This is a genomic window from Cryobacterium sp. PAMC25264 (assembly GCF_019443325.1).
Lineage (GTDB): Bacteria > Actinomycetota > Actinomycetes > Actinomycetales > Microbacteriaceae > Cryobacterium.
The window spans coordinates 3,434,885-3,454,958 of record NZ_CP080383.1; the positions used below are offsets into that span (position 1 = coordinate 3,434,885).

Sequence of the window (20,074 nt, forward strand, 5' to 3'; positions counted from 1 at the left end):
CATGACCACTCTCGTTGACACTCCCACCGCCCCCACCGGCGGCCACCGCCCGCAACCGGCGAAGACGATCAGCGCCGCGCAACTGCTGGCCGCGCTGCCCGGCGCCGCGCAGAAGCTCGACCCACGCCTGATGTGGCGCAACCCTGTGATGTTCATCGTCGAGATCGGGGCGGTGCTCACCACCCTGCTCGCCGTGGCCGAGCCGTTCCTCGGCGGCCCGGGCGAGTCCGGCGGCTCCGCCGTGCCCGGCTCGTTCACCGTGGGCATCGCGGTGTGGCTCTGGCTCACCGTCATCTTCGCCAACCTGGCCGAGTCCGTGGCCGAGGGGCGCGGCAAGGCCCAGGCCGACAGCCTGCGCCAGACCCGCACGAGCACCAGCGCCACCCAGGTGCTCGACTACCAGGCCGAGACCAACCCCGGCGCGGAAGGCGCGTCGGTGCGCACGATCTCCTCGGCCGACCTCACCCTGGGCGACACGGTCATCGTCGTCGCCGGTGAACTGGTCCCCGGCGACGGGGACATCGTCTGGGGCATCGCCTCGATCGACGAATCCGCGATCACGGGCGAATCCGCCCCCGTCTTGCGGGAGTCCGGCGGCGACCGCAGTGCCGTCACCGGCGGCACCCGGGTGCTCTCCGACCGCATCGTGGTGCGCATCACGAGCAAACCCGGCGAAACCTTCGTCGACCGCATGATCGCCCTCGTCGAGGGAGCCGCCCGGCAGAAGACCCCCAACGAGTTGGCGCTGAACATCCTGCTGGCCAGCCTGTCGATCGTCTTCCTCGTCGTGGTGCTCACCCTCAACCCGATCGCCAGCTACTCCGCGGCGACGGTGAGCCTGCCCGTGCTCGTGGCCCTGCTGGTCTGCCTGATCCCCACCACGATCGGTGCGCTGCTCTCGGCCATCGGTATCGCCGGCATGGACCGGCTCGTGCAGCGGAACGTGCTGGCCATGTCGGGACGCGCGGTCGAGGCGGCCGGTGACGTCACCATCCTGCTGCTCGACAAGACCGGCACCATCACTTACGGCAACCGGCAGGCCCGCGAATTCGCCCCGCTGGCCGGCGTGACCGAGGCCGAGCTGGTGCGCGCCGCGGCGCTCTCGTCGCTGAGCGACCCCACCCCGGAAGGCAAGTCCATCGTGGACCTGGCCGCGGAGCGGGGCTTCCACCGGCCCGACAGCCTGGCCGGCGACATCGTGCCGTTCACCGCGCAGACCCGCATGAGCGGCATCGAGCTGGCCGCAGGCGGCCAGATCCGCAAGGGAGCCGGCTCGGCCGTGCTGGCCTGGGTCGGCGAGACGGGGCCCGTGGCCGACACCGTGCTGACCGAGCTCACCGCCGAGGTGGAACGCATCTCCCGGCTGGGCGGCACGCCGCTGGTCGTGGCGACCGGCACGTCCGTTGCGGCCGGCACGGATGCCGCCGACCTCGGTGAGCGCACCGTGCTCGGCGTGGTCTACCTCAAGGACATCGTCAAGGAGGGCATCAAGGAGCGCTTCGCCGAGCTCCGCTCGATGGGCATCCGCACGATCATGGTCACCGGCGACAACGCCCTCACCGCCACCACCATCGCGGCCGAGGCCGGTGTCGACGACTTCCTCGCCGAGGCCACCCCGGAGGACAAGCTCGCGCTGATCCGCCGGGAACAGGAGGGCGGCAACCTCGTGGCGATGACCGGCGACGGCACCAACGATGCCCCGGCGCTGGCGCAGGCCGACGTGGGGGTGGCGATGAACACCGGCACCTCCGCCGCCAAGGAGGCCGGCAACATGGTCGACCTCGACTCCGACCCCACCAAGCTCATCGACATCGTGCGGATCGGCAAGCAACTGCTGATCACCCGCGGGGCGCTCACCACGTTCTCGATCGCCAACGACGTGGCCAAGTACTTCGCCATCATCCCGGCCATGTTCGCCGGGGTGTTCCCCGGGCTCGCGGTGCTCAACATCATGCAGCTGAACTCACCGGCGTCGGCGATCCTCTCGGCGATCATCTTCAACGCCATCATCATCGTGGCGCTGATCCCGCTGGCCCTGCGCGGGGTGCGCTATCGCCCGGCGAGCGCGTCGAGCATCCTGGGCCGCAACCTGCTCATCTACGGTCTCGGCGGGGTGATCGCCCCGTTCCTGGGCATCAAGCTCATCGACCTCGTCGTGTCGCTGATCCCCGGGTTCTAGGGCCATGACCTCCTTCCCGCTTCCTCTCCCCGTGCGCACACCCCTCGAACGCCACACAGAACGGACCCTGCTCCCATGAACGCCTCCCGCCCCCGCACCGGCCCCCTCACCCGGCCCTACTGGGTGGCCCTCAAGGCCATGCTGGTCTTCACGGTCGTGCTCGGCATCGCCTACCCGCTGGTCATCACGGTGGTGGGCCAGGTGGCCCTGCCCGCGCAGGCCAACGGGTCCCTCGTGCAGAGCGCCGACGGCACGGTCGTGGGCTCGAGCCTGATCGGGCAGTCTTTCACGGATGCCGACGGGAACGCCCTGCCCGAGTGGTTCCAGTCCCGTCCCTCCGCGGCCGGCGACGGCTATGACGCCGCGGCGTCCAGCGGCAGCAACTGGGGGCCGGAGAACCCCGACCTGATCCAGGCCATCGGCGACCGGCAGGCCGCGATCGAGAAGCTCGACGGCGTCAGCCGGTCGGAGATCCCCGCCGACGGGGTCACCGCATCCGCCTCGGGCCTCGACCCGCAGATCAGCCCGGAGTACGCCCGCCTGCAGGTGGCCAGGGTCGCGGCAGCCCGCGACCTGCCCGAGGCCGAGGTGAGCGCACTCGTCGACTCGCTCGTTCAGGGACGCGACCTCGGTTATCTCGGCGAACCGACCGTGAATGTGCTCAACTTGAACCTCGAGCTGGCCAGGCTCGACTCCACGGTGAGGTAACCCATGAAACGCGGTCGATTGCGTGTGCTGCTCGGCGCCGCCCCCGGCGTCGGCAAGACCTACAGCATGCTCGAGGAGGGCCGCCGGCTGCGGGACGAGGGCAAGGACGTGGTCGTCGCGGTGGTGGAGACCCACGGCCGCGCCGCCACCGCGCTCATGTCGGAGGGTCTCGAGCTGGTGCCACGGATGCGGGTACAACACCGCGGCATCGAGCTGAGCGAACTCGACCTCGCGGCCGTGCTGGACCGCCGCCCCCAGATCGCGCTGGTAGACGAACTCGCGCACAGCAACGCCCCCGGGTCGACGCACACCAAGCGCTACCAGGACGTGGAGGCGCTGCTCGCGGCGGGCATCGACGTCATCTCCACCGTCAACATCCAGCACATCGACTCGCTGGCCGACGTGGTGCGGCAGATCACCGGGGTGCCCCAGCGGGAGACACTGCCGGATGCCGTGCTGCGCGGCGCCGACCAGGTGGAGGTCGTGGACCTGGCCCCGCAGGCGCTGAGGGATCGGCTCGCCGAGGGCAACGTCTACCCGGCGGCGCGCATCGACGCGGCGCTGTCGAACTACTTTCGCCTGGGCAACCTCACGGCGCTGCGCGAGCTGGCGCTGCTCTGGCTGGCCGACGAGGTCGACACGGCGCTGCAGACCTACCGGGCCGAGCACGGCATCCAGGACAAATGGGAGGCCAGGGAACGCGTGGTCGTGGCGCTCACCGGCGGCCCGGAGGGCGACACCTTGATTCGCCGGGGCGCCCGCATCGCGGCCCGGTCGGCCGGAGGCGAGCTCATCGCGGCGCACGTGATCAGCCAGGACGGCCTGGCCACGCCGCATCCGGGCGCCCTGGCCGCGCAGCGGGCGCTCGTGGAGGAACTCGGCGGCAGCTACCACCAGGTCGTCGGCGACGACATCCCGCGGGCGCTCGTGGACTTCGCCCGCGCCGCCAACGCCACCCAACTCGTGATCGGCGTCAGCCGGCGCAACCGGTTCACCGCCGCGCTGTCCGGGCCGGGGATCGGCAACACCATCACGCGCGAGTCCGGCGACATCGACGTGCATATCGTCACGCACTCCGCGGCTGGCGGCGGCCTCGCGTTGCCCCGGCTGGGCGGAGCGCTCACGGTACGCCGCCGGCTCGCCGGCTTCGCACTCGCCCTGGCCGGCGGCCCACTGCTCACTTGGCTTCTCGTCACCTTCCGAAGCGAGGAGTCCATCACCAGCGATGTGCTCAGCTACCAGCTTCTCGTGGTGGTGGTCGCGCTCGTCGGCGGCCTCTGGCCGGCGGTGTTCGCGGCCCTCTTGTCCGGACTCACCCTGGACTATTTCCTGGTGCAGCCGCTCTACACGATCACCGTGGCCGAGCCGCTGCACCTCTTCGCGCTCACGCTCTACCTGGTGAATGCGGTGCTGGTGAGCTATGTCGTGGACCAGGCGGCCCGGCGCAGCCGCTCGGCCCGCCGCGCTGCGGCCGAGTCCGAACTGCTGGCCACCACCGCCGGCAGCGTGCTGCGCGGCGAGGACGCCCTGCAGGCCCTCGTCGCCCGCACCCGCGAGGCGTTCGGGCTGAGCCGGGTGCGACTCGTCTCTGCGGGCGCCGTGCTGGTCGAGGCGGATGCGGGCGAAGCGGGCGCCGGACAAGCGGGCGCGGGTGAAGCGGGCGCGCCCAACCCCGGCACGACCATCTCGATCGGCAGCCGCGCCACCCTGGAGCTGTACGGACCGGTTCTGGCCGCATCCGAGCGCCGGCTGCTCACCGTGATCGTGAGCCAGATCGACGCGGCCCTTGAGCACAGCGCCCTGGAGCAGACCGCCAGCGAAATTGGCCCGCTCGCCGAGGCCGACCGCATGCGCAGCGCGCTGCTCGCCGCCGTCGGCCACGACCTGCGCCGCCCGCTGGCCGCCGCGACCACCGCGATCAGCGGCCTGCGCTCCCCCGACATCACCCTCTCTCCGGCCGACCGCACCGAACTTCTCGCCACCGCCGGCGAGAGCCTCGACACCCTCTCCGACCTGGTGACGAACCTGCTCGATGTGAGCCGCCTGCAGGCCGGTGCCCTCGCGGTGGCGCTCGGCCCCGTGGACCTGGCCGACGTGGTGCTGCCCGCCCTGGACGAACTCGGCCTGGGGCCGGCCGCCGTCGAGCTCGACCTGCCGGGTGAGTTGTCCCCGGTGCTTGCCGACCCCGGGCTGCTGCAACGCGCCGTGGTGAACCTGCTCAGCAACGCCATCCGCTTCTCGCCGCACGCCGAGCGGGTGCGGGTATCGGCCAGTCTGTTCGCCGGAACCGTGCAGCTGCGCATCATGGACCGCGGCCCGGGCATTCCGCCCGACCGCCGCGAGGACGTCTTCGTGCCGTTCCAACGGTTGGGCGACACCGACAACACCACCGGGCTCGGCCTCGGGTTGGCCCTGTCGAAGGGCTTCGTAGAGGGGATGGGCGGCACGCTCGAGGCCGAGGACACCCCGGGCGGCGGGCTCACCATGGTCGTGTCGCTGGACGCGGTCACGGACGGCGCCGATGGTGCGGGCTCCGCCGTCGAGGATTTCGCTGTCCAAGACCCCGCGGCCCACGTCCCGCCCTCGAAGACACCGCCCTCGAGGACACCGCCGCAGAGGGCCCCGCCACCCCCAGCACACGCCGGGCCGCCAACCCGGGCACCGATGAGGACACCGTATGAGAATCCTGATCGCCGACGACGACCCGCAGATTCTGCGCGCCCTGCGCATCACCCTGGGCGCTCGCGGCTACGAGATCATCACCGCGCACGACGGCGTCAGCGCCCTGGCCGCGGTGGTGGAGTACCACCCGGACCTGGTCATGCTCGACCTCGGCATGCCCAACCTCGACGGGCTCACCGTCATCGACTCCCTGCGCGCCTGGAACAGCGTGCCGATCCTGGTGGTGAGCGGGCGAAGCGGAGCCTCCGACAAGGTGGAGGCACTGGACCGCGGCGCCGACGACTACGTCACCAAGCCGTTCTCGATCGACGAGCTGCTGGCACGCATCCGGGCGCTCACCCGCCGGTTGTCCGGGCCTGGGGACGAACCCGTCATCACGTTCGGCGACCTCACGGTTGACCTGCCGGCCAAGACCGTGGTGCGCGCCGGGCCGGCCGGGCCGCAGCCCGTGCGGCTGACCCCCACCGAATGGCAGATCCTGGAGCTTTTGCTGCGCAGCCGGGAAAGCTGGTGAGCCGGCAGGCCCTCTACGCGGAGGTGTGGGGACAGGTGCGGATGACCGACACGGGCTACCTGCGGCTCTACCTCGCCCAGTTGCGCAAGAAGCTCGAGGCAGACCCCTCGCACCCGCGCTACCTGCTCACCGAGGCCGGCATGGGCTACCGTTTCGCACCCGACCCGCCCGCCGCGCCCGCCGCGCCCGCCTGACCCGACCGGATGCGCGTTGCGCGGGTCACACGCCGGTGCGCGCCCGGCGCGCCACTCGCGAAGCGGCGCCGCGCCCGCGCAACCCGCCCGCCCGAGCCGCTACTCGGCCAGGGCGGGTTCCTCGGCGAGTGCCGGCTCTTCGGGCCGGGCCCGCACGGGAAAGAGCGGGCTGAGCAGCAGGAACACCACGATGAGGCCACCCTGCACGAGCAGCGCGGTGCGGAAGCCCTGGCCGGGGTCGCCCGCATCCAGGCCGGCGAAGAAGACCGACCCGAGAACGGCCACGCTCACTGCGCCGCCTGATCGTGGCCGCCACGGATGACTCGGTGCGACTCGCGTACGGCCACGTGCTGCCCCTGATCAACGGGCTCGAAGCGGTGGTCGCGTCGATGGCCGACGACGAGCGCGCGGCGGCGAGCGCCTTTCTCGACAAAGTGATCGCCGCCTACGACGACGCCATGGCCTGATTCCGTCACTCGGATGCCCGGATCGACCGTCACTGCGCCCCCTGTGGCTGGATGCGCCACCTATAGCGGGCGCATCCAGCCATACGGGGCGGGGCGAACGGCCCGTCGGGCCAGCGGGGGGCGGCGGAGCTAGGCCACGGCCACCCGAGGCGCGTCATAGCGTGCGGGGTGCGCGAGCAGGGCGCTGACATCGCCGTCGATTTCGCGCGGCAACTGTCCGCGCTCGAACAGGATGGCCGGCCGATCGGAGAGCGGATTGGCCGGCGCCCCGCCGATCACGGCCAGGGCGCAGGCGTCGGTGGACGTAATGCTGAGGTGCGCGCCTTCGCGCAACCCCACCACAAGCACGTCGTTCTCATCGAGGAACTCGGTGATGCGAGTGGCCCGGGATTCGCCTTTGTGCACACAGGCCGGGTCGGCGTCGAGGTAGTGCGGGTTGATCTGGAACGGCACCAGCCCCAGCGCCTCGAACGACTCCGGCTGCACGATGGGCATGTCGTTGGTCGTGCGGATGCTGGGCGCCGTGATGTTCGTGCCGGCGCTGGCGCCCAGGTAGGGCAGGCCGCTCTGCACCCGGGCGCGGATGACCGGCACCAGGCCGCGACGCTGCAGGGTGGCCAGCAGCCGGAAGGTGTTGCCGCCGCCGACGAAGAGCGCCTGCGCGGAGGCCACCGCGGCCACCGGGTCGACAGCCTCGTGCAGGCCGCGCACGGCGATGCCGTGCGGCGCGAAGGCGTCGCGCACCGAGGCCGTGTACGCGTCGTGGTCACCGCCCGCGAAAGGCACGAAGGTGAGTTCGGTCACCCCGTCGAGGAACGCGAGCACCTCGGGGAGGGCGTGTTCGAGGTAACCCCGGCCGTGGTTGGTGGAGTTGGACAACAGGAGCAGGTGCATGGCGATCCTTCGGGTCTGCTGGAGGGGCTGGGCGCTGGTGCGCGTGGGGCGGGTGGTTCTGGTGGGGCGGTTAGGCGGTGGGGGCACGGTAAGTGTGGCCCCTGCGGACTAATGCACCCGGCGCGCCGGGTGCATATGTCCGATTGGGGAACAGTCCGCCCATTTTGTGACACGAACGGGACGGGCGGAAGGGGCGTTGGGCCTGGAGTCAGGACTTGGGCGCGATGGACAGGCCCGACGCCCCAGCGTGGCCGCCCTGGCACAGGCTTCCTAGGATGGGAGTACGTCCATCGATCCTGGAGGCACCATGTCCGCCGTTCCCAGCACGCTCGAGCTTCCGTCCTCCGTCGAACTCGGCCAGGGGCAGGGCGGCCTGGCCATCGCTCGGGTCTTCGCCCCCACCGGCACCGCCGAGGTGTACCTGCGCGGCGCGCACGTGAGCGCCTGGACACCCGCCGGGGGCACCCCCGTGATCTGGATGAGCGAGCAGAGCGAGTACGCGACCGGCGTCCCGCTGCGCGGCGGCGTGCCGATCTGCTTCCCCTGGTTCGCCGCCCACCCCACGGATGCCACGGCCCCGTCACACGGATTCGCCCGCCTGGCCGACTGGCAGCTGGTCGAGGCACACGAGGCCGGCGACGACGTCGCTCTCGTCTTCGTACTCACCGACACCGACGCCAGCCGGGCCTCGGCCTGGCCGCACCGGTTCGAGGCGCGCTACACGGTCACCGTGGGAGCCCGGCTCACCCTCGCGCTCGAGGTGACGAACCGCGACACCGAAACGGTGAGCTTCGAGGAGGCCCTGCACACCTACCTTGCCGTCGCCGATATCTGCCAGACCGAGGTCGCCGGTCTCGAGGGCGCTCCGTTCACCGACCGGCTATCCGGCCCGCGCCCCGCGGAGAGCACGCCGGTGCGCTTCGACGCCGAGACCGACCGCATCTACCTGAACACCCCGGCCACCACCACAGTGACGGATGCGTCCACGGGCCGGGTCATCACCGTCGCCAAGCAGGGCTCCGCCAGCACCGTCGTCTGGAACCCCTGGATCGACAAGGCCGCCGCCATGGCGGACTTCGGCGACACCGAGTACACCGGCATGGTGTGCGTGGAGACCTGCAACATCCGGGACAACACGATCACCCTGGCGCCCGGGGAAAGCCACGAGATCAGCGCGAGCTACTCGGTGGCCTGACCTGCGCAGTGGCGTGATCTGCGCGGTGGGCTGAGCTCCGCAGCGGGCCCGGGCCCGGATGCGACGCGCGGGTCAGGCGCCGCTACGCGCGTGGCGCGCCAGCAGCGAAACGGCGCGGCACCCGCGCACCTCCTCGCGACCGTAAGCACGGCCCGGCGCTCAACCCAAGCGGGCCCAAGCGGGCCCAAGCGAGGCCATGCGGGTCAGCCCTTGCGCCGCCCAGGCGTGGCGTAGCCGCCGGCGCTGGCCGGACCGCCGAAGGCGATCGCCACCCCGATCATGAAGCCGAAGTTGTACCAGTTGCCGTCGTTGTGCACCTCGTAGATGTTCACGTCCGGGTTGAACAACGACACGAGGAACGTGATCGGGCTGATGAAGCCCTGCCACAGCCCGAGCCAGAACCCGGCCTGCGCCTCGGGCGGTGTGATCGCCCCCACGTCGTTGGGTCCGGGGGCGCATCCAGTGAGCACGAGGGCCGTGAGCACTGCCACGACCGCGAGCGTCGCGACTCCGACCTGCCGGTCCTCGGCCCGCCCGTCCTCGACCTGCGCATGGTTCCTCCGCTCCACCCGGTGGCACATTCAGCGGTCACGGTAGGCGGGCCGTGCAGCGCGCGCACGGGCACCTAAAATCGGAGGATCGCCGCCTCCACCCCCACCACCATGACGGAGGACTACCTCAAGGTCATCTGGAAATCGCACGAGTGGTCCGACGAGGGCATCACCACCAACGAGATCGCCGCCACGCTCGGCGTGGCCGCATCCTCGGTGTCGGGCAACCTCAACAAGCTCGCGCGTGACGGCTACATCCTGCACGAGCCGTATGACCGCATCCTGCTCAGCGACGCCGGGCGCAGCATCGCCGTGCAGATGGTGCGCCGACACCGCATCATCGAGACCTACCTCGTGGAACAGTGCGGTTACGGCTGGGACGAGGCGCACGAGGAGGCCGAGGTGCTCGAGCACGCGGTGTCCGACCGGCTGCTGGAGATCTGGGACGACGAGCTCGGCAACCCGCTGCAGGACCCGCACGGCGACCCCATCCCCCGCAAAGACGGCACGGTCGCCCGTCCCGACGGTCGCCGTCTGCACGAGCTTGCCGAGCACGAGACCGGCACCGTGCTGCGGGTCTCCGACCACGACCCCGCGCTGCTGCGCTACCTGCACTCGCTGGGCATCACCGTGGGCAGCACCCTGCGCGTGCACGCCCGCCGCGACTACGCCGGGTCGATGGCGATCAGCCTGGTCGACGACAGTGCGACAACGGATGCCGCCACCGCGGTCGAACCCGCCATGGTCGAACTGGCCACGGTGGCCGCCAACGCGATCTGGGTCACCACGGCCTGATCCCGCGGGGCAGCCGGGCCAGCCGGTCTGGACCGCCATCGCGGCAAAGCACAACCTCGTCGAAGCGGACCTCTCCCGGCTGGCGTCCTGGTGGCACACCGACGCCGACCTCGGCCGCACCATGGAGGTCTTCGCCGACATGGGCCGCAGCCGCGCCGCGGGTTTCACGGGCTACCGCAACACGGAGCAGGCCTTCCTCGACCTGTTCGAGCGCTACCGGGCCGAGCGGCTCACCCCGTAGCCCGATAGTCTCCAGGCATGCTCATCTCCGCACTAGTCCTGATGGTCGCCGGAATCCTGGTCGTGGTGGTCAGCGAGCGAGCGGCCAGCGGGCGCCTGGGAATCAACTCGCTGGCGGGCATCCGTACCAGCGCGCTGATGGCCTCCGAGGCGGCCTGGACCGCCGGACACCGGGCCGCCCGGATCCCCATGGACCTGGCCGGACTCGTGCTGTTCCTGGCTGGAGCCGTCGCTGTGGCGTTTCGCCTGGGCGAGCCCGCCACCGGAGCGATCGTGCTGTCGGCAGCCGTCGCCTCGGTGGTTCTCATCGTGATCGGGGCCGTCGTTGCGACCCCGGCCGCCACCCGCGCCCTGGTGCTCGAACTGGACGACTCGCCCTCCTGACAGCGACACGCGGCCGGACCGACTCACATCACTGCGCCCGCAGCAGCTCCAGGAACTCGTCGGCCATGGCAAGCTGACTGCGCAGTTTCTCCCGGCGTTCGGCCGCCTCCGCGACGAAGACATCCAGCCTCCGGTGCAGGTCGGCTGCCGCCTCGGTGTCGGGCTTCGCTGCCAGCGCGTCGATGATGCTCAGCAGGTCCGCCATCTCTTCGAGGCTGAACCCGAGGGGTTTCATGCGCCGGATGAGGATCAGACGGTCATGATCGGCTTGGGTGTAGAGCCTGAAGCCGCCTTCGGTGCGTCCCGATGCGGAGACCAGCCCCACTTCGTCGTAGTGCCGCAGGGTGCGCAGCGACAGGCCGGTCTTCTCGGCGAGCTCGCCGATATGCATCGTGTCCGCATCCGTCATGTCACACCACTCTCGTCTTAACCCTTACGTTAGGGTAGAGTTAATCGGGTCGGTCGGGTAACCCGCCGACACAACTCCTACCCACCATTCTCCCCGCTGTAGAGCGGGTCGCACGATGGCGAGCGCCGCGGCGCCGGGTCCCCCCTTCTTTTCCCACCGGATCGCCCAGCGCGCGGTCCCTTCCCTCGAGGAGCCTTCATTGGCCACTGCCGACAAGACCGCCCACGCCGGTCGCTACGCCGCGGACCCGTCCATGCTCACCGCTCTCCGCACCCCGAAACTGCTCACCCGGGAGGTGCTGGCCGGCCTCGTCGTGGCGCTGGCGCTCATCCCCGAGGCCATCTCCTTCTCGATCATCGCCGGCGTCGACCCGCGGGTCGGACTGTTCTCCTCGTTCGTGATGGCCGTCTCCATCGCGTTCCTGGGCGGGCGACCGGCGATGATCACCGCAGCCACGGGCGCCATCGCCCTGGTCATCGCACCCGTCGCCCGCGATTACGGCCTGGACTACTTCATCGCCACCGTCATCCTCGGTGGTGTTTTCCAGGTGATTCTCGCCATCCTCGGCGTCGCCAAGATGATGCGCTTCATCCCCCGAAGCGTGATGGTGGGCTTCGTGAACGCGCTGGCCATCTTGATCTTCACCGCCCAGCTGCCACACCTCATCGGGGTGCCGTGGCTGGTCTACCCGCTCGTGGCCGCCGGCGTCATCGTCATGGTTCTGATGCCTCGGCTCACCAAAATCGTTCCCGCGCCCCTGGTGGCCATCGTGCTGCTCACCGCGGTGACCATCGTCACCGCGCTGAATGTGCCCACCGTGGGCGACCAGGGCGAACTGCCGCGGAGCCTGCCCGAACTGTTCTTCCCGCAGGTTCCGCTCACCTGGGAGACCTTGCAGATCATCGCCCCGTACGCCCTGGCGATGGCCCTGGTGGGCCTGCTCGAATCGCTCATGACGGCCAAACTGGTCGATGAGATCACCGACACCCACTCCCGCAAGACCCGCGAGGCCTGGGCTCAGGGCGCGGCCAACATGCTCTCGGGCTTCTTCGGCGGCATGGGCGGCTGCGCCATGATCGGCCAGACGATGATCAACGTGAAGGCCTCCGGCGCCCGCACCCGCATCTCCACCTTCCTCGCCGGCGTCTTCCTGCTGGTGCTCGTCGTGGGCCTGGGTGACCTCGTCTCGATCATCCCCATGGCGGCACTGGTCGCGGTCATGATCATGGTGTCGGTCGCCACGTTCGACTGGCACAGCATCCGCCCCGCCACCCTCAAACGGATGCCGGTGGGCGAGACCATTGTCATGGTCGCCACGGTCGCCGTGGTCGTGGCCACCCACAACCTGGCCATCGGCGTGATCGTGGGGGTGCTCGCCGCCATGATCGTCTTCACGCGCCGGGTGGCCCACTTCGCCACTGTGGAGCGCACGCTCGATCTGGACGCCCCCGCGCCCACGGCTTTCTACACAGTGACCGGCGAGTTGTTCTTCGCTTCGAGCAACGACCTCACCACTCAGTTCGAGTACGCCGACGACCCCGAGCGCATCGTGATCGACCTCACGGGATCGCACGTGTGGGATGCGTCGACCGTCGCAGCGCTGGACTCGATTGCCACCAAGTACCACCGGCTGGGCAAGCACGTCGTCATCGAGGGCATGAACGAGGCCAGCACCCGCATGCACGGCCGACTGGCCGGCACCCTCGGCGGCGGGCACTAGGCGGTCACTGGTCGGCGCGAGGTGAAGGCCGGGGCTGCTGTCGCGGCAGCACCCACCGTGCCACGCCCATGACACGGTCAGGCGCCTCCGGTAGAATTACGTCAAGGTGAGCTGGGAAGTCTGGTCAGCACTCGTACGACCGACCCCAAACCTCAGGAGTGCCATGTCCGGCGACACCCCTCTTTCCCCCTCCCCACACACCTCATCCGCGCAGAGCGTTCCCTCCAGAGGCAGCTACCGCGAGAAACTCCGCATCGGCGAGATCCTCCGTCGTGAGACCGTCGGCGGGTTCTTGCTGGTCTTTGCCGCTGCTGTGGCGCTGATCTGGGCCAACTCACCCGCATCGGAGAGCTACTTCGCCCTGCGCGACTTCCGCATCGGCTACGAACCGTGGCACCTGGAGCTGAGCCTGGGCGCCTGGGCGGCCGACGGGCTGCTGGCGATCTTCTTCTTCCTGGTGGGCCTGGAGCTCAAGAAGGAGTTCGTGGCCGGGGACCTGCGCAACCCCTCCCGGGCGATCGTGCCGGTGGCCGCCGCCATGGGTGGCGTGGCCGTGCCCGCCCTGTTCTACGCGGGCGTCAACCTGGTCAGCCCCGAGACCCTGCGCGGCTGGGCCATCCCCACCGCCACCGACATCGCGTTCGCGGTCGCGGTGCTCGCCATCGTGGGCTCGCACCTGCCCAGCGCCCTGCGCATCTTCCTACTCACCCTGGCCGTGGTCGACGACCTGCTCGCCATCTCGATCATCGCGATCTTCTACTCCGACGACGTGCAGTTCAGCCCGCTGCTACTGGCGCTGATCCCCCTGGCGCTGTACACGTTCCTGGCGCAGAAGTACCGGCGCTTCTTCGCCGAGTCGGCGTGGGCCGCCTGGCTGATCCTGCTACCCCTGGGCTTCGCGGTGTGGGCGCTTGTGCACGCCGGCGGCATCCACGCTACCGTCGCGGGGGTGCTACTCGGCTTCGCCGTGCCGGTTCTGCACGGTCGCAACCGCCCGGATGCGCCCCCGGTAGCCGGGCCGGGCCTGTCGGAGAACTTCGAGCACCGGTTCCGCCCGCTCTCGGCCGGCTTCGCCGTGCCGGTCTTCGCGTTCTTCTCCGCCGGCGTCACCGTGGGCGGCTGGAACGGCCTGATCGGCGCAATCACCGACCCCGTCGCGATCGGCATCATCGTGGGGCTGGTGCTCGGCAAGCCCGTCGGCATCGTGGGCACCACCTGGCTGATGACCAAGCTCACCCCACTACGCCTGGACCCGACGCTGCGCTGGATCGACCTGATCGGCGTCGCGATCCTCGCCGGCATCGGTTTCACGGTGTCGCTACTCATCGCCGACCTCAGCTTCGGCGCCGGGTCGCTGGCCAATGACCACGCCAAGGTGGGCATCCTGGTGGCATCGCTCACGGCGGCGCTGCTCGCCTCGGTGATCCTGCGCACCCGCAACCGGCTCTACCGCCGCATCGAGCAGGCCGATGCGGTGGATGCCGACGGTGACGGCATCCCCGACGTCTACCAGCAGCAGGACACCCGGCAGACTCCCGTGGGCGGGGCCGAGATGACGCCCGGAGCCTGACCGGCGCCTGCCCGGCGCCTGACCGGCCTGAGCGGCCTCAGCAACACCTCCCCGCGCTCTCCTGTCACGGCACCTCCCCGCGCATTCCCCTCGTGGCGCAGGTTGAACCTCGTGGCGCAGGAAAGAGTGCCACCTTTCCTGCGCCACGACACTTTTCCCGCGCCGCGGCGCTCGCCCCCGCTCAGGCATCCGTCACAGTGCATACCCGGATGCCGCGCGGCACGCGAGAACACTCGGGGCACGCGCAAGTGCTCGCGGCACGCGAAGATGCTCGCGGCACGCGCAAGTGCTCGCGGCGGGTGATAGTGCGCTGCTTTCCGCACGCCGCGAGCCTTTTTGCACGCTGCGAGCACGAACCCCCGCGACGAGACCAAGGGTTCGCACGCACGAGGGCCCTACGTGTCAGGGTTGGGTGAGGCCAGTAGCTCAGAGCAAGTCCGCCGTTTGATGTAGGGCGAGAACCAGGAAGTCCCCGATCATGTCCAGCCCATCGTTGATCGTCGTGCGCGACGATAGTTCCATGAGTAACCGAAGTCCCGGCCCAAGGTCCGGCGGTCCCACGCCCCGCCGGTCCTACACGCCCGCGCAGAAGCTTGAGCATCTAGCCGCCTATGACGATGCCATCACCCGTAACGAGGGCGGCGCGTATTTGCGCGAGCAGGGCATCTATTCCTCGCAGATCACGGAGTGGCGAAAGCTCCGCGACGCGGGCGTTCTTGAGGGTAAACAGCCGGGCGAGAAGATCGGCCGGTTGAGCGCGGAGCAAGCCGAGATCGCGAAGTTGCGCCGGCAACTGTCGCAGGCTGAGCAGCGGTTGGCGACCACGGAAGTAGCGCTGACGATCATGGGAAAAGCACACGAGCTCTTGGAGCAGTTGTCCAAGAGCTCGCGGGACGAACCCCCGCACACGAAATCCTGATGGCCGCCTACCGCGACCTCACCGCCGCAAACGTCCCGACCCGCACCGCGGCCCGGCTGGCCGGAGTATCTCGGGCCACCGCAACGCGAACACCGGTCCAAACCCCGACACGGCGGGTCTCGGCGGTGCCAGTGAACAAGCTCAGCGAGGCCGAGCGAGCCCAGATCCTGACGTTGGTTCTATCGCCCGAGCTGGTGGATCTGGCGCCGATCCAGATCTATGCCCGCCTGCTGGATCAGGGCGTGTATCTGGCGTCGATCTCCACGATTTACCGGGTGTTGGCGACGAACAAGCTCGTCAAGGAACGCCGCCGTCTGGCCCGCCACCCTGCCCGGGCGATCCCGGAACTGGTCGCGACCGGGCCCGGCCAGGTCTACTCGTGGGACATCACCAAGCTCGCCGGGCCCGTCAAAGGCCGCTACTTCGACTGCTACGTCATGATCGATATCTACTCCCGCTACATCGTCGGCGCCTACGTTCACGCCTCAGAATCCGGCCAGCTCGCGGTCGAGATGATGAAGGAAACCTTCGGCATCCACGGCGTTCCCCACGTCGTTCACGCCGACCGCGGCACGTCGATGACATCGAAAACCGTGGCCGCGCTGCTCTCGACCTGGAGGTCACGAAGTCGCATTCGCGGCCTCGGGTCAGCAACGACAACCCGTACTCCGAGGCGTGGTTCAAGACGCTGAAGTTCGCCCCGGTGTTCCCGGAACGCTTCGGCACTCTCGGCGAAGCACGCCTCTTCATGAACCGATTCGTCGAGGACTACAACCACACCCACCACCACACCGGCATCGGGTTGAACACGCCCGCCGACGTCCACTACGGCCTCGCCGCCGGCCGCGCCATCGAACGCGGCAAGGTCCTCGCCGCCGCCCGAGCACAGAACCCGGAACGCTTCAGCAGCAGTGCCCCACCGAAGATCCTCGCCCTACCCGGGCCAGCCTGGATCAACCAACCAGCCGAACCAGCCGTCGTGGAGGCCGAACGGAAACTAGCCGCCTAAACTCACGCTGGCCTCATTCGGGACTGCCCCGAGTTCAGTTGACTCAATGGGTTAGTGGTTTCACGCGGCTTTGAGGGCCACGTTTATTGTCTCAAACTCGATGGGGGTGAGCTTGCCAAGGCGGCGTTGCCGGCGCTTGCGGTGGTAGGTCCGCTCGATCCAGACAACGATCGCGAGGCGTAGTTCATCCCTCGTCGCCCATCGCTGCCGATCGAGGACGTTCTTCTGTAGCAGCGCGAAGAATGACTCCATCGCGGCGTTGTCACCGCATGCGCCGACGCGGCCCATCGAGCCGGTGATGCCGTTGTTCTTCAGCACCCGCACGAAGGCGTTCGAGCGGAATTGAGAGCCACGATCGGAGTGCAGGATCGTGCCTGCGATGGTGCGCTGGCCGATCGCATTGCGGGCAGCGGCGACGGCCAGAGAGGCTTTCATTCTGGAGTCGATGGAGTAGCCGACGATCTTGTTCGAGTAGACGTCCTTGATCGCGCAGAGGTAGAGCTTGCCCTCGTCCGTGCGGTGCTCGGTGATGTCGGTCAGCCAAAGCTGGTTCGGGCGTGTCGCGGTGAATTTCCGCTCGACGAGATCGTCGTGCACGGGCGGGCCCGCCTTGCGCGTGAGGCCACGTTTCTTCGCAAACACGCTCCAGAGCCGCTGCTGGGAGCAGATCCGCCAGACCCGGTTCTCGCCCGCGGTGAGGCCGGCTTGGTGGAGTTCGTCGGCGATGAAGCGGTAGCCGAACGCGGGGTCATCGTGGTGGGCGTCCCAGGCAGCGTTGGTGAGGTGGGCGTCGTCCCAATCGCGCTGCGAGACGGGGTTGCGCTTCCATTGGTAGAACGCTTGTTTAGAGAAGCGCAAGACCCGGCAGGTCACCGTGACGGGAACACCGTCGACGGCCAGTTCGAGGACCAGCGGGTACATCATTTTGGGTTGACGTCCCGGGACAGGTAGGCCACAGCGCGGCGCATGACCTCGGCTTCCTGCTCGAGCAGTCGAATGCGTTTCTTCGCTTCTCGCAGCTCGGCGGATTCCTTCTCGGTCACGCCCGGCTTGACGCCTTCTTCGACGTCGGCTTTCTTCAGCCAGTTCGCCAGGCAGGATTCGGAGATTCCGAAGTCCTTCGCGATCTGTTTCAGCGGTGCTTCGTTCTTCCGGGCGACCGCAACGACGTCACGGCGGAACTCGGGTGGGTAGGGCTTGGGCATGTTGACATCTTTCCAGCGAAGACGAATCTCCACAGGTTAGGAGTCAACTAAACCGGGGGCAGTCCCTTCACCTTGACAAATTCCGGGGCGAGCCGCACACACATACACGCACACGCACACACACACACACACCCGTATACACGAAACAGAGGGTGCGCCACCGGCACACCCTCTGTCAGAACCGGCCCGGAAGGCCAGCGGAACTACTCGTAGCGGAGCGACTCGATCGGGTCCTGGCGGGCGGCGCGCAGGGCCGGGATGGTGCCGGCCAGGAAGGCCAGTCCCATCACGGTGAGCACGATCGTGGCCAGGGCCGCCGGATCGAAGGCCACCAGGGTGAGCCCCGGCAGATCGGCCAGCAGGGTGTCGGCAAGCAGGGCGTTGGCAGCCGTGCCGGCCAGCATGCCCACGGCCACACCGATGGCGCTACCGAGGAATCCGATGAAGACGGCCTCGAGGCTGAACAGGCCGAAGATCTTGCCGCCGCCCAAGCCCATGGCCTTCATCAGGCCGATCTCCCGGGTACGTTCCTGCACGCTCATCAGCAGAGTGTTGACGATGCCGAAGCCGGCGGCCAGCAGGGCGATCACGGCGAAGGCGTTGAGGACCAGCACGATGCCGTCGATGACGGCCTTGAAGGCGCCGATCGCGTCCTGCACGGTGGTGCCGGTGTAGCCCAGGTCACTCAGCGACGTCTTGAGGGCGCTGAGGTCCGCATCCGTACCGGTGGGGTCGAACCGCACGATGGCCTGCGCGTAGCTGTCCTTGCCCGCGTCGGAGAGGCCGATGCTCTGGGTGTCGTAGAGGGTCTGGGTCAGTGCCTCGTTCGCGGTGAACGCGGTCGAACCCACCAGGCCCTCCTCCGCTACGCCCACGATGGTGGCGGTGACCTGCGACTGCGTGCCCTGCACATCCGTCACGCCGAAGGTCAGCGTCTGTCCAACCGCGGCATCCGCATCGGAGAACCCGAGGGCGTCGACGTAGGAGACCGGGATGGCGACCTCGTTGGCGGTGCTGGCAGAGTCGGGTTCGGCGCCGGCGGCCAGGTCCAGGGCCATGCCGGGAATGAAGCTGCCGACGGTGGCCTCATAGGCGGTGCCGTCGCCGACCTGCACGTAGTCCGGGCTCACCCGCAGCTGCGGTTCGACCGAGAGCACACCGTCGACACCTTCGATGGCGGTGAGGTCGGTGGAGGTGAGGGCCACGACGGTGGAGCCGGGGCGGCCCGTCGCGGCGGCGACGGCCTTGGCGTCGGGGTCGTACTCGACCGGGCCATCCGTCGTGTCTTCGGCGGCCTTGGTGACCGTGATCACGTCGTCGGCGCCGATCGAGGCCACCGTGGTGTCGATGTACTGGTTGATGCCGGTGCCGACCCCGCTGGTGAGGGTGAGGGTGAACGCGCCGATGAAGATGGCGAGCACGGTGAGGGTGGTGCGGGTCTTGCTGCGCAGGCTGTTCTTCACGGCCGTGCGGATCAGGTCGAAGACGTTCACGCGCGTGCCTCCCCGGTGATCGGTGCGGACGTCGGGGCCGCGACCGCGGTCGGCTCCCCGTGCAGACTGTCGGTGATGAGACCGTCGCGGATGTACACCCGGCGGTCGCACCGGGCGGCGAGGTCCTCGTCGTGGGTCACGATGATCAGCGTGATGCCCTTCTCCTTCTGCAGCGAGAAGAGGATGTCCTCCACGACCTTGCCGGTGGCGGAGTCGAGGTTGCCCGTGGGCTCGTCGGCGAAGATCACGCTGGGGTTGTTCACCAGCGCCCGGGCGATCACCACACGCTGCTTCTGGCCGCCGGAGAGGTCGGTGGCCTTGTTCTTCGCCTTGTCGGCCAGTTCCAGCTGCTCCAGCGCCGCCATGCCGCGGCGCTTGCGTTCGGCCCCGCTCACGCCGGCGATCTGCAGCGGCAGCGTCACGTTGTCGAGCACGCTCGTATTGGGGGTGAGGAAGAACTGCTGGAAGACGAACCCGAAGGTCTCGTTGCGGGTCTGGTTGACGACGCGGCCGCTCAGCGAGCCGGCATCGCGTCCACTCAGCTCCACGGCCCCGGTGGTGGGGTTGTCGAGCAGCGCGAGCAGGTGCATGAGCGTGGACTTGCCCGATCCGCTCTTGCCCACGATGGCGATGGACTCGCCCTGCTGAATGTCGAGGGAGACGCCCTTGAGGGCGTCGAACCGGGTGGCGCCGCGACCGTACGACTTGTGAATGTCGCGGGCGGCGAGAATGGGCACGGTCATGGGGTGGCTCTCCTGAAAAATGCGTCGGTGATGCGGATGCGGATGGTGCGACTGCGGCCGGTGCAAGTCAGCGTGTGCGGCGGTTCGGCTGCGGTCTGGGCTGCGTTGGCGTGCCTGCCGGGCCGGCCCACCAACGAACCGGCCCAACGGCACTCCCCAGTCTCGCGGGGCGGGCCGAGCCGGGCGTCCTCCCGGCGTAGCAA

General features: G+C 69.1%; 17 protein-coding genes and 2 pseudogenes. 12 read left to right on the forward strand and 7 right to left on the reverse strand.

Features of this window, described 5'->3' with window-relative positions; genetic code table 11:
• Position 1 precedes the first annotated feature (1 nt).
• From kdpB to KY500_RS19840, 5 genes and pseudogenes are all read left to right on the forward strand, one after another.
• On the forward strand, positions 2-2,179 hold the full coding sequence (gene kdpB / locus KY500_RS16105) for a potassium-transporting ATPase subunit KdpB (protein ID WP_219901407.1): 2,178 nt from the start codon (positions 2-4) through the stop codon (positions 2,177-2,179).
• Positions 2,180-2,254: 75 nt separating this feature from the next.
• Positions 2,255-2,887 carry a potassium-transporting ATPase subunit KdpC gene (kdpC, locus tag KY500_RS16110; protein ID WP_219901408.1) on the forward strand — a complete coding sequence of 211 codons (633 nt, stop codon included), beginning with the start codon at positions 2,255-2,257 and terminating at the stop codon, positions 2,885-2,887.
• 3 nt (positions 2,888-2,890) lie between these two features.
• Positions 2,891-5,401 (forward strand): annotated as a pseudogene (locus tag KY500_RS16115) (ATP-binding protein); the annotation flags it as partial.
• 163 nt (positions 5,402-5,564) lie between these two features.
• A complete protein-coding gene (locus KY500_RS16120) occupies positions 5,565-6,083 on the forward strand; it encodes a response regulator transcription factor (RefSeq protein ID WP_370626826.1) in 519 nt (172 codons plus the stop codon).
• Positions 6,080-6,277, forward strand: coding sequence for a helix-turn-helix domain-containing protein (locus KY500_RS19840; RefSeq protein ID WP_370626827.1), 198 nt, complete (start codon positions 6,080-6,082; stop codon positions 6,275-6,277). Before KY500_RS16120 ends, KY500_RS19840 begins: the two co-directional genes overlap by 4 nt.
• 99 nt (positions 6,278-6,376) lie before the next feature.
• Here the strand turns inward: KY500_RS19840 and KY500_RS16125 are convergent, their stop codons facing one another.
• Complete coding sequence (locus tag KY500_RS16125) at positions 6,377-6,568, reverse strand: hypothetical protein (protein WP_219901409.1); 192 nt, start codon at positions 6,566-6,568, stop codon at positions 6,377-6,379.
• Positions 6,569-6,603: 35 nt separating this feature from the next.
• On the opposite strand from KY500_RS16125, the gene KY500_RS16130 reads away from it, so the two are divergent.
• Positions 6,604-6,744 carry a hypothetical protein gene (locus tag KY500_RS16130; protein WP_219901410.1) on the forward strand — a complete coding sequence of 47 codons (141 nt, stop codon included), beginning with the start codon at positions 6,604-6,606 and terminating at the stop codon, positions 6,742-6,744.
• A 129-nt stretch (positions 6,745-6,873) separates the two neighbouring features.
• Here KY500_RS16130 and pepE read toward each other — a convergent pair whose 3' ends face one another.
• Positions 6,874-7,638: a dipeptidase PepE gene (pepE, locus tag KY500_RS16135; RefSeq protein ID WP_219901411.1), complete on the reverse strand. Its 765-nt coding sequence runs from the start codon at positions 7,636-7,638 to the stop codon at positions 6,874-6,876.
• Between the two features lie 307 nt (positions 7,639-7,945).
• On the opposite strand from pepE, the gene KY500_RS16140 reads away from it, so the two are divergent.
• Positions 7,946-8,833 carry a D-hexose-6-phosphate mutarotase gene (locus KY500_RS16140; RefSeq protein WP_219901412.1) on the forward strand — a complete coding sequence of 296 codons (888 nt, stop codon included), beginning with the start codon at positions 7,946-7,948 and terminating at the stop codon, positions 8,831-8,833.
• A gap of 203 nt (positions 8,834-9,036) precedes the next feature.
• On the opposite strand, the gene KY500_RS16145 is transcribed toward KY500_RS16140, so the two are convergent.
• Positions 9,037-9,324 carry a hypothetical protein gene (locus KY500_RS16145; protein ID WP_219901413.1) on the reverse strand — a complete coding sequence of 96 codons (288 nt, stop codon included), beginning with the start codon at positions 9,322-9,324 and terminating at the stop codon, positions 9,037-9,039.
• A gap of 171 nt (positions 9,325-9,495) precedes the next feature.
• Between KY500_RS16145 and KY500_RS16150 the strand changes: the two genes are divergently transcribed.
• Together KY500_RS16150 and KY500_RS16155 are read left to right on the forward strand one after the other, a co-directional pair.
• Complete coding sequence (locus KY500_RS16150) at positions 9,496-10,179, forward strand: metal-dependent transcriptional regulator (protein WP_219901414.1); 684 nt, start codon at positions 9,496-9,498, stop codon at positions 10,177-10,179.
• 258 nt (positions 10,180-10,437) lie between these two features.
• Positions 10,438-10,803 (forward strand): SdpI family protein, encoded by a 366-nt coding sequence (locus KY500_RS16155; protein ID WP_219901415.1) that lies wholly within the window; start codon positions 10,438-10,440, stop codon positions 10,801-10,803.
• 28 nt (positions 10,804-10,831) lie between these two features.
• Here the strand turns inward: KY500_RS16155 and KY500_RS16160 are convergent, their stop codons facing one another.
• Positions 10,832-11,212, reverse strand: coding sequence for a MerR family transcriptional regulator (locus KY500_RS16160; protein WP_219901416.1), 381 nt, complete (start codon positions 11,210-11,212; stop codon positions 10,832-10,834).
• A gap of 253 nt (positions 11,213-11,465) precedes the next feature.
• Between KY500_RS16160 and KY500_RS16165 the strand changes: the two genes are divergently transcribed.
• The 3 genes and pseudogenes from KY500_RS16165 to KY500_RS16175 all read left to right on the forward strand — a co-directional run bounded on the left by KY500_RS16165 (position 11,466) and on the right by KY500_RS16175 (position 16,430).
• Complete coding sequence (locus KY500_RS16165; protein ID WP_219903490.1) at positions 11,466-12,932, forward strand: SulP family inorganic anion transporter; 1,467 nt, start codon at positions 11,466-11,468, stop codon at positions 12,930-12,932.
• 163 nt (positions 12,933-13,095) lie between these two features.
• Entirely contained in the window at positions 13,096-14,502 is a 1,407-nt protein-coding gene (gene nhaA / locus KY500_RS16170) for a Na+/H+ antiporter NhaA (RefSeq protein WP_219901417.1), read from the forward strand.
• A 520-nt stretch (positions 14,503-15,022) separates the two neighbouring features.
• Positions 15,023-16,430, forward strand: a pseudogene (locus tag KY500_RS16175) (IS3 family transposase).
• A gap of 60 nt (positions 16,431-16,490) precedes the next feature.
• On the opposite strand, the gene KY500_RS16180 reads toward KY500_RS16175, so the two are convergent.
• From KY500_RS16180 to KY500_RS16190, 3 genes are all read right to left on the reverse strand, one after another.
• A protein-coding gene (locus KY500_RS16180) for an IS3 family transposase (protein ID WP_219901418.1) occupies positions 16,491-17,635 on the reverse strand; the annotation gives its coding sequence in 2 pieces (ribosomal slippage) (positions 16,491-17,356 and positions 17,356-17,635; 1,146 coding nt in all).
• 203 nt (positions 17,636-17,838) lie between these two features.
• On the reverse strand, positions 17,839-19,128 hold the full coding sequence (locus KY500_RS16185) for an ABC transporter permease (protein WP_219901419.1): 1,290 nt from the start codon (positions 19,126-19,128) through the stop codon (positions 17,839-17,841).
• Positions 19,125-19,871: an ABC transporter ATP-binding protein gene (locus tag KY500_RS16190; RefSeq protein WP_219901420.1), complete on the reverse strand. Its 747-nt coding sequence runs from the start codon at positions 19,869-19,871 to the stop codon at positions 19,125-19,127. The genes KY500_RS16185 and KY500_RS16190 overlap by 4 nt, the downstream gene beginning before the upstream one ends.
• Positions 19,872-20,074: the final 203 nt, after the last annotated feature.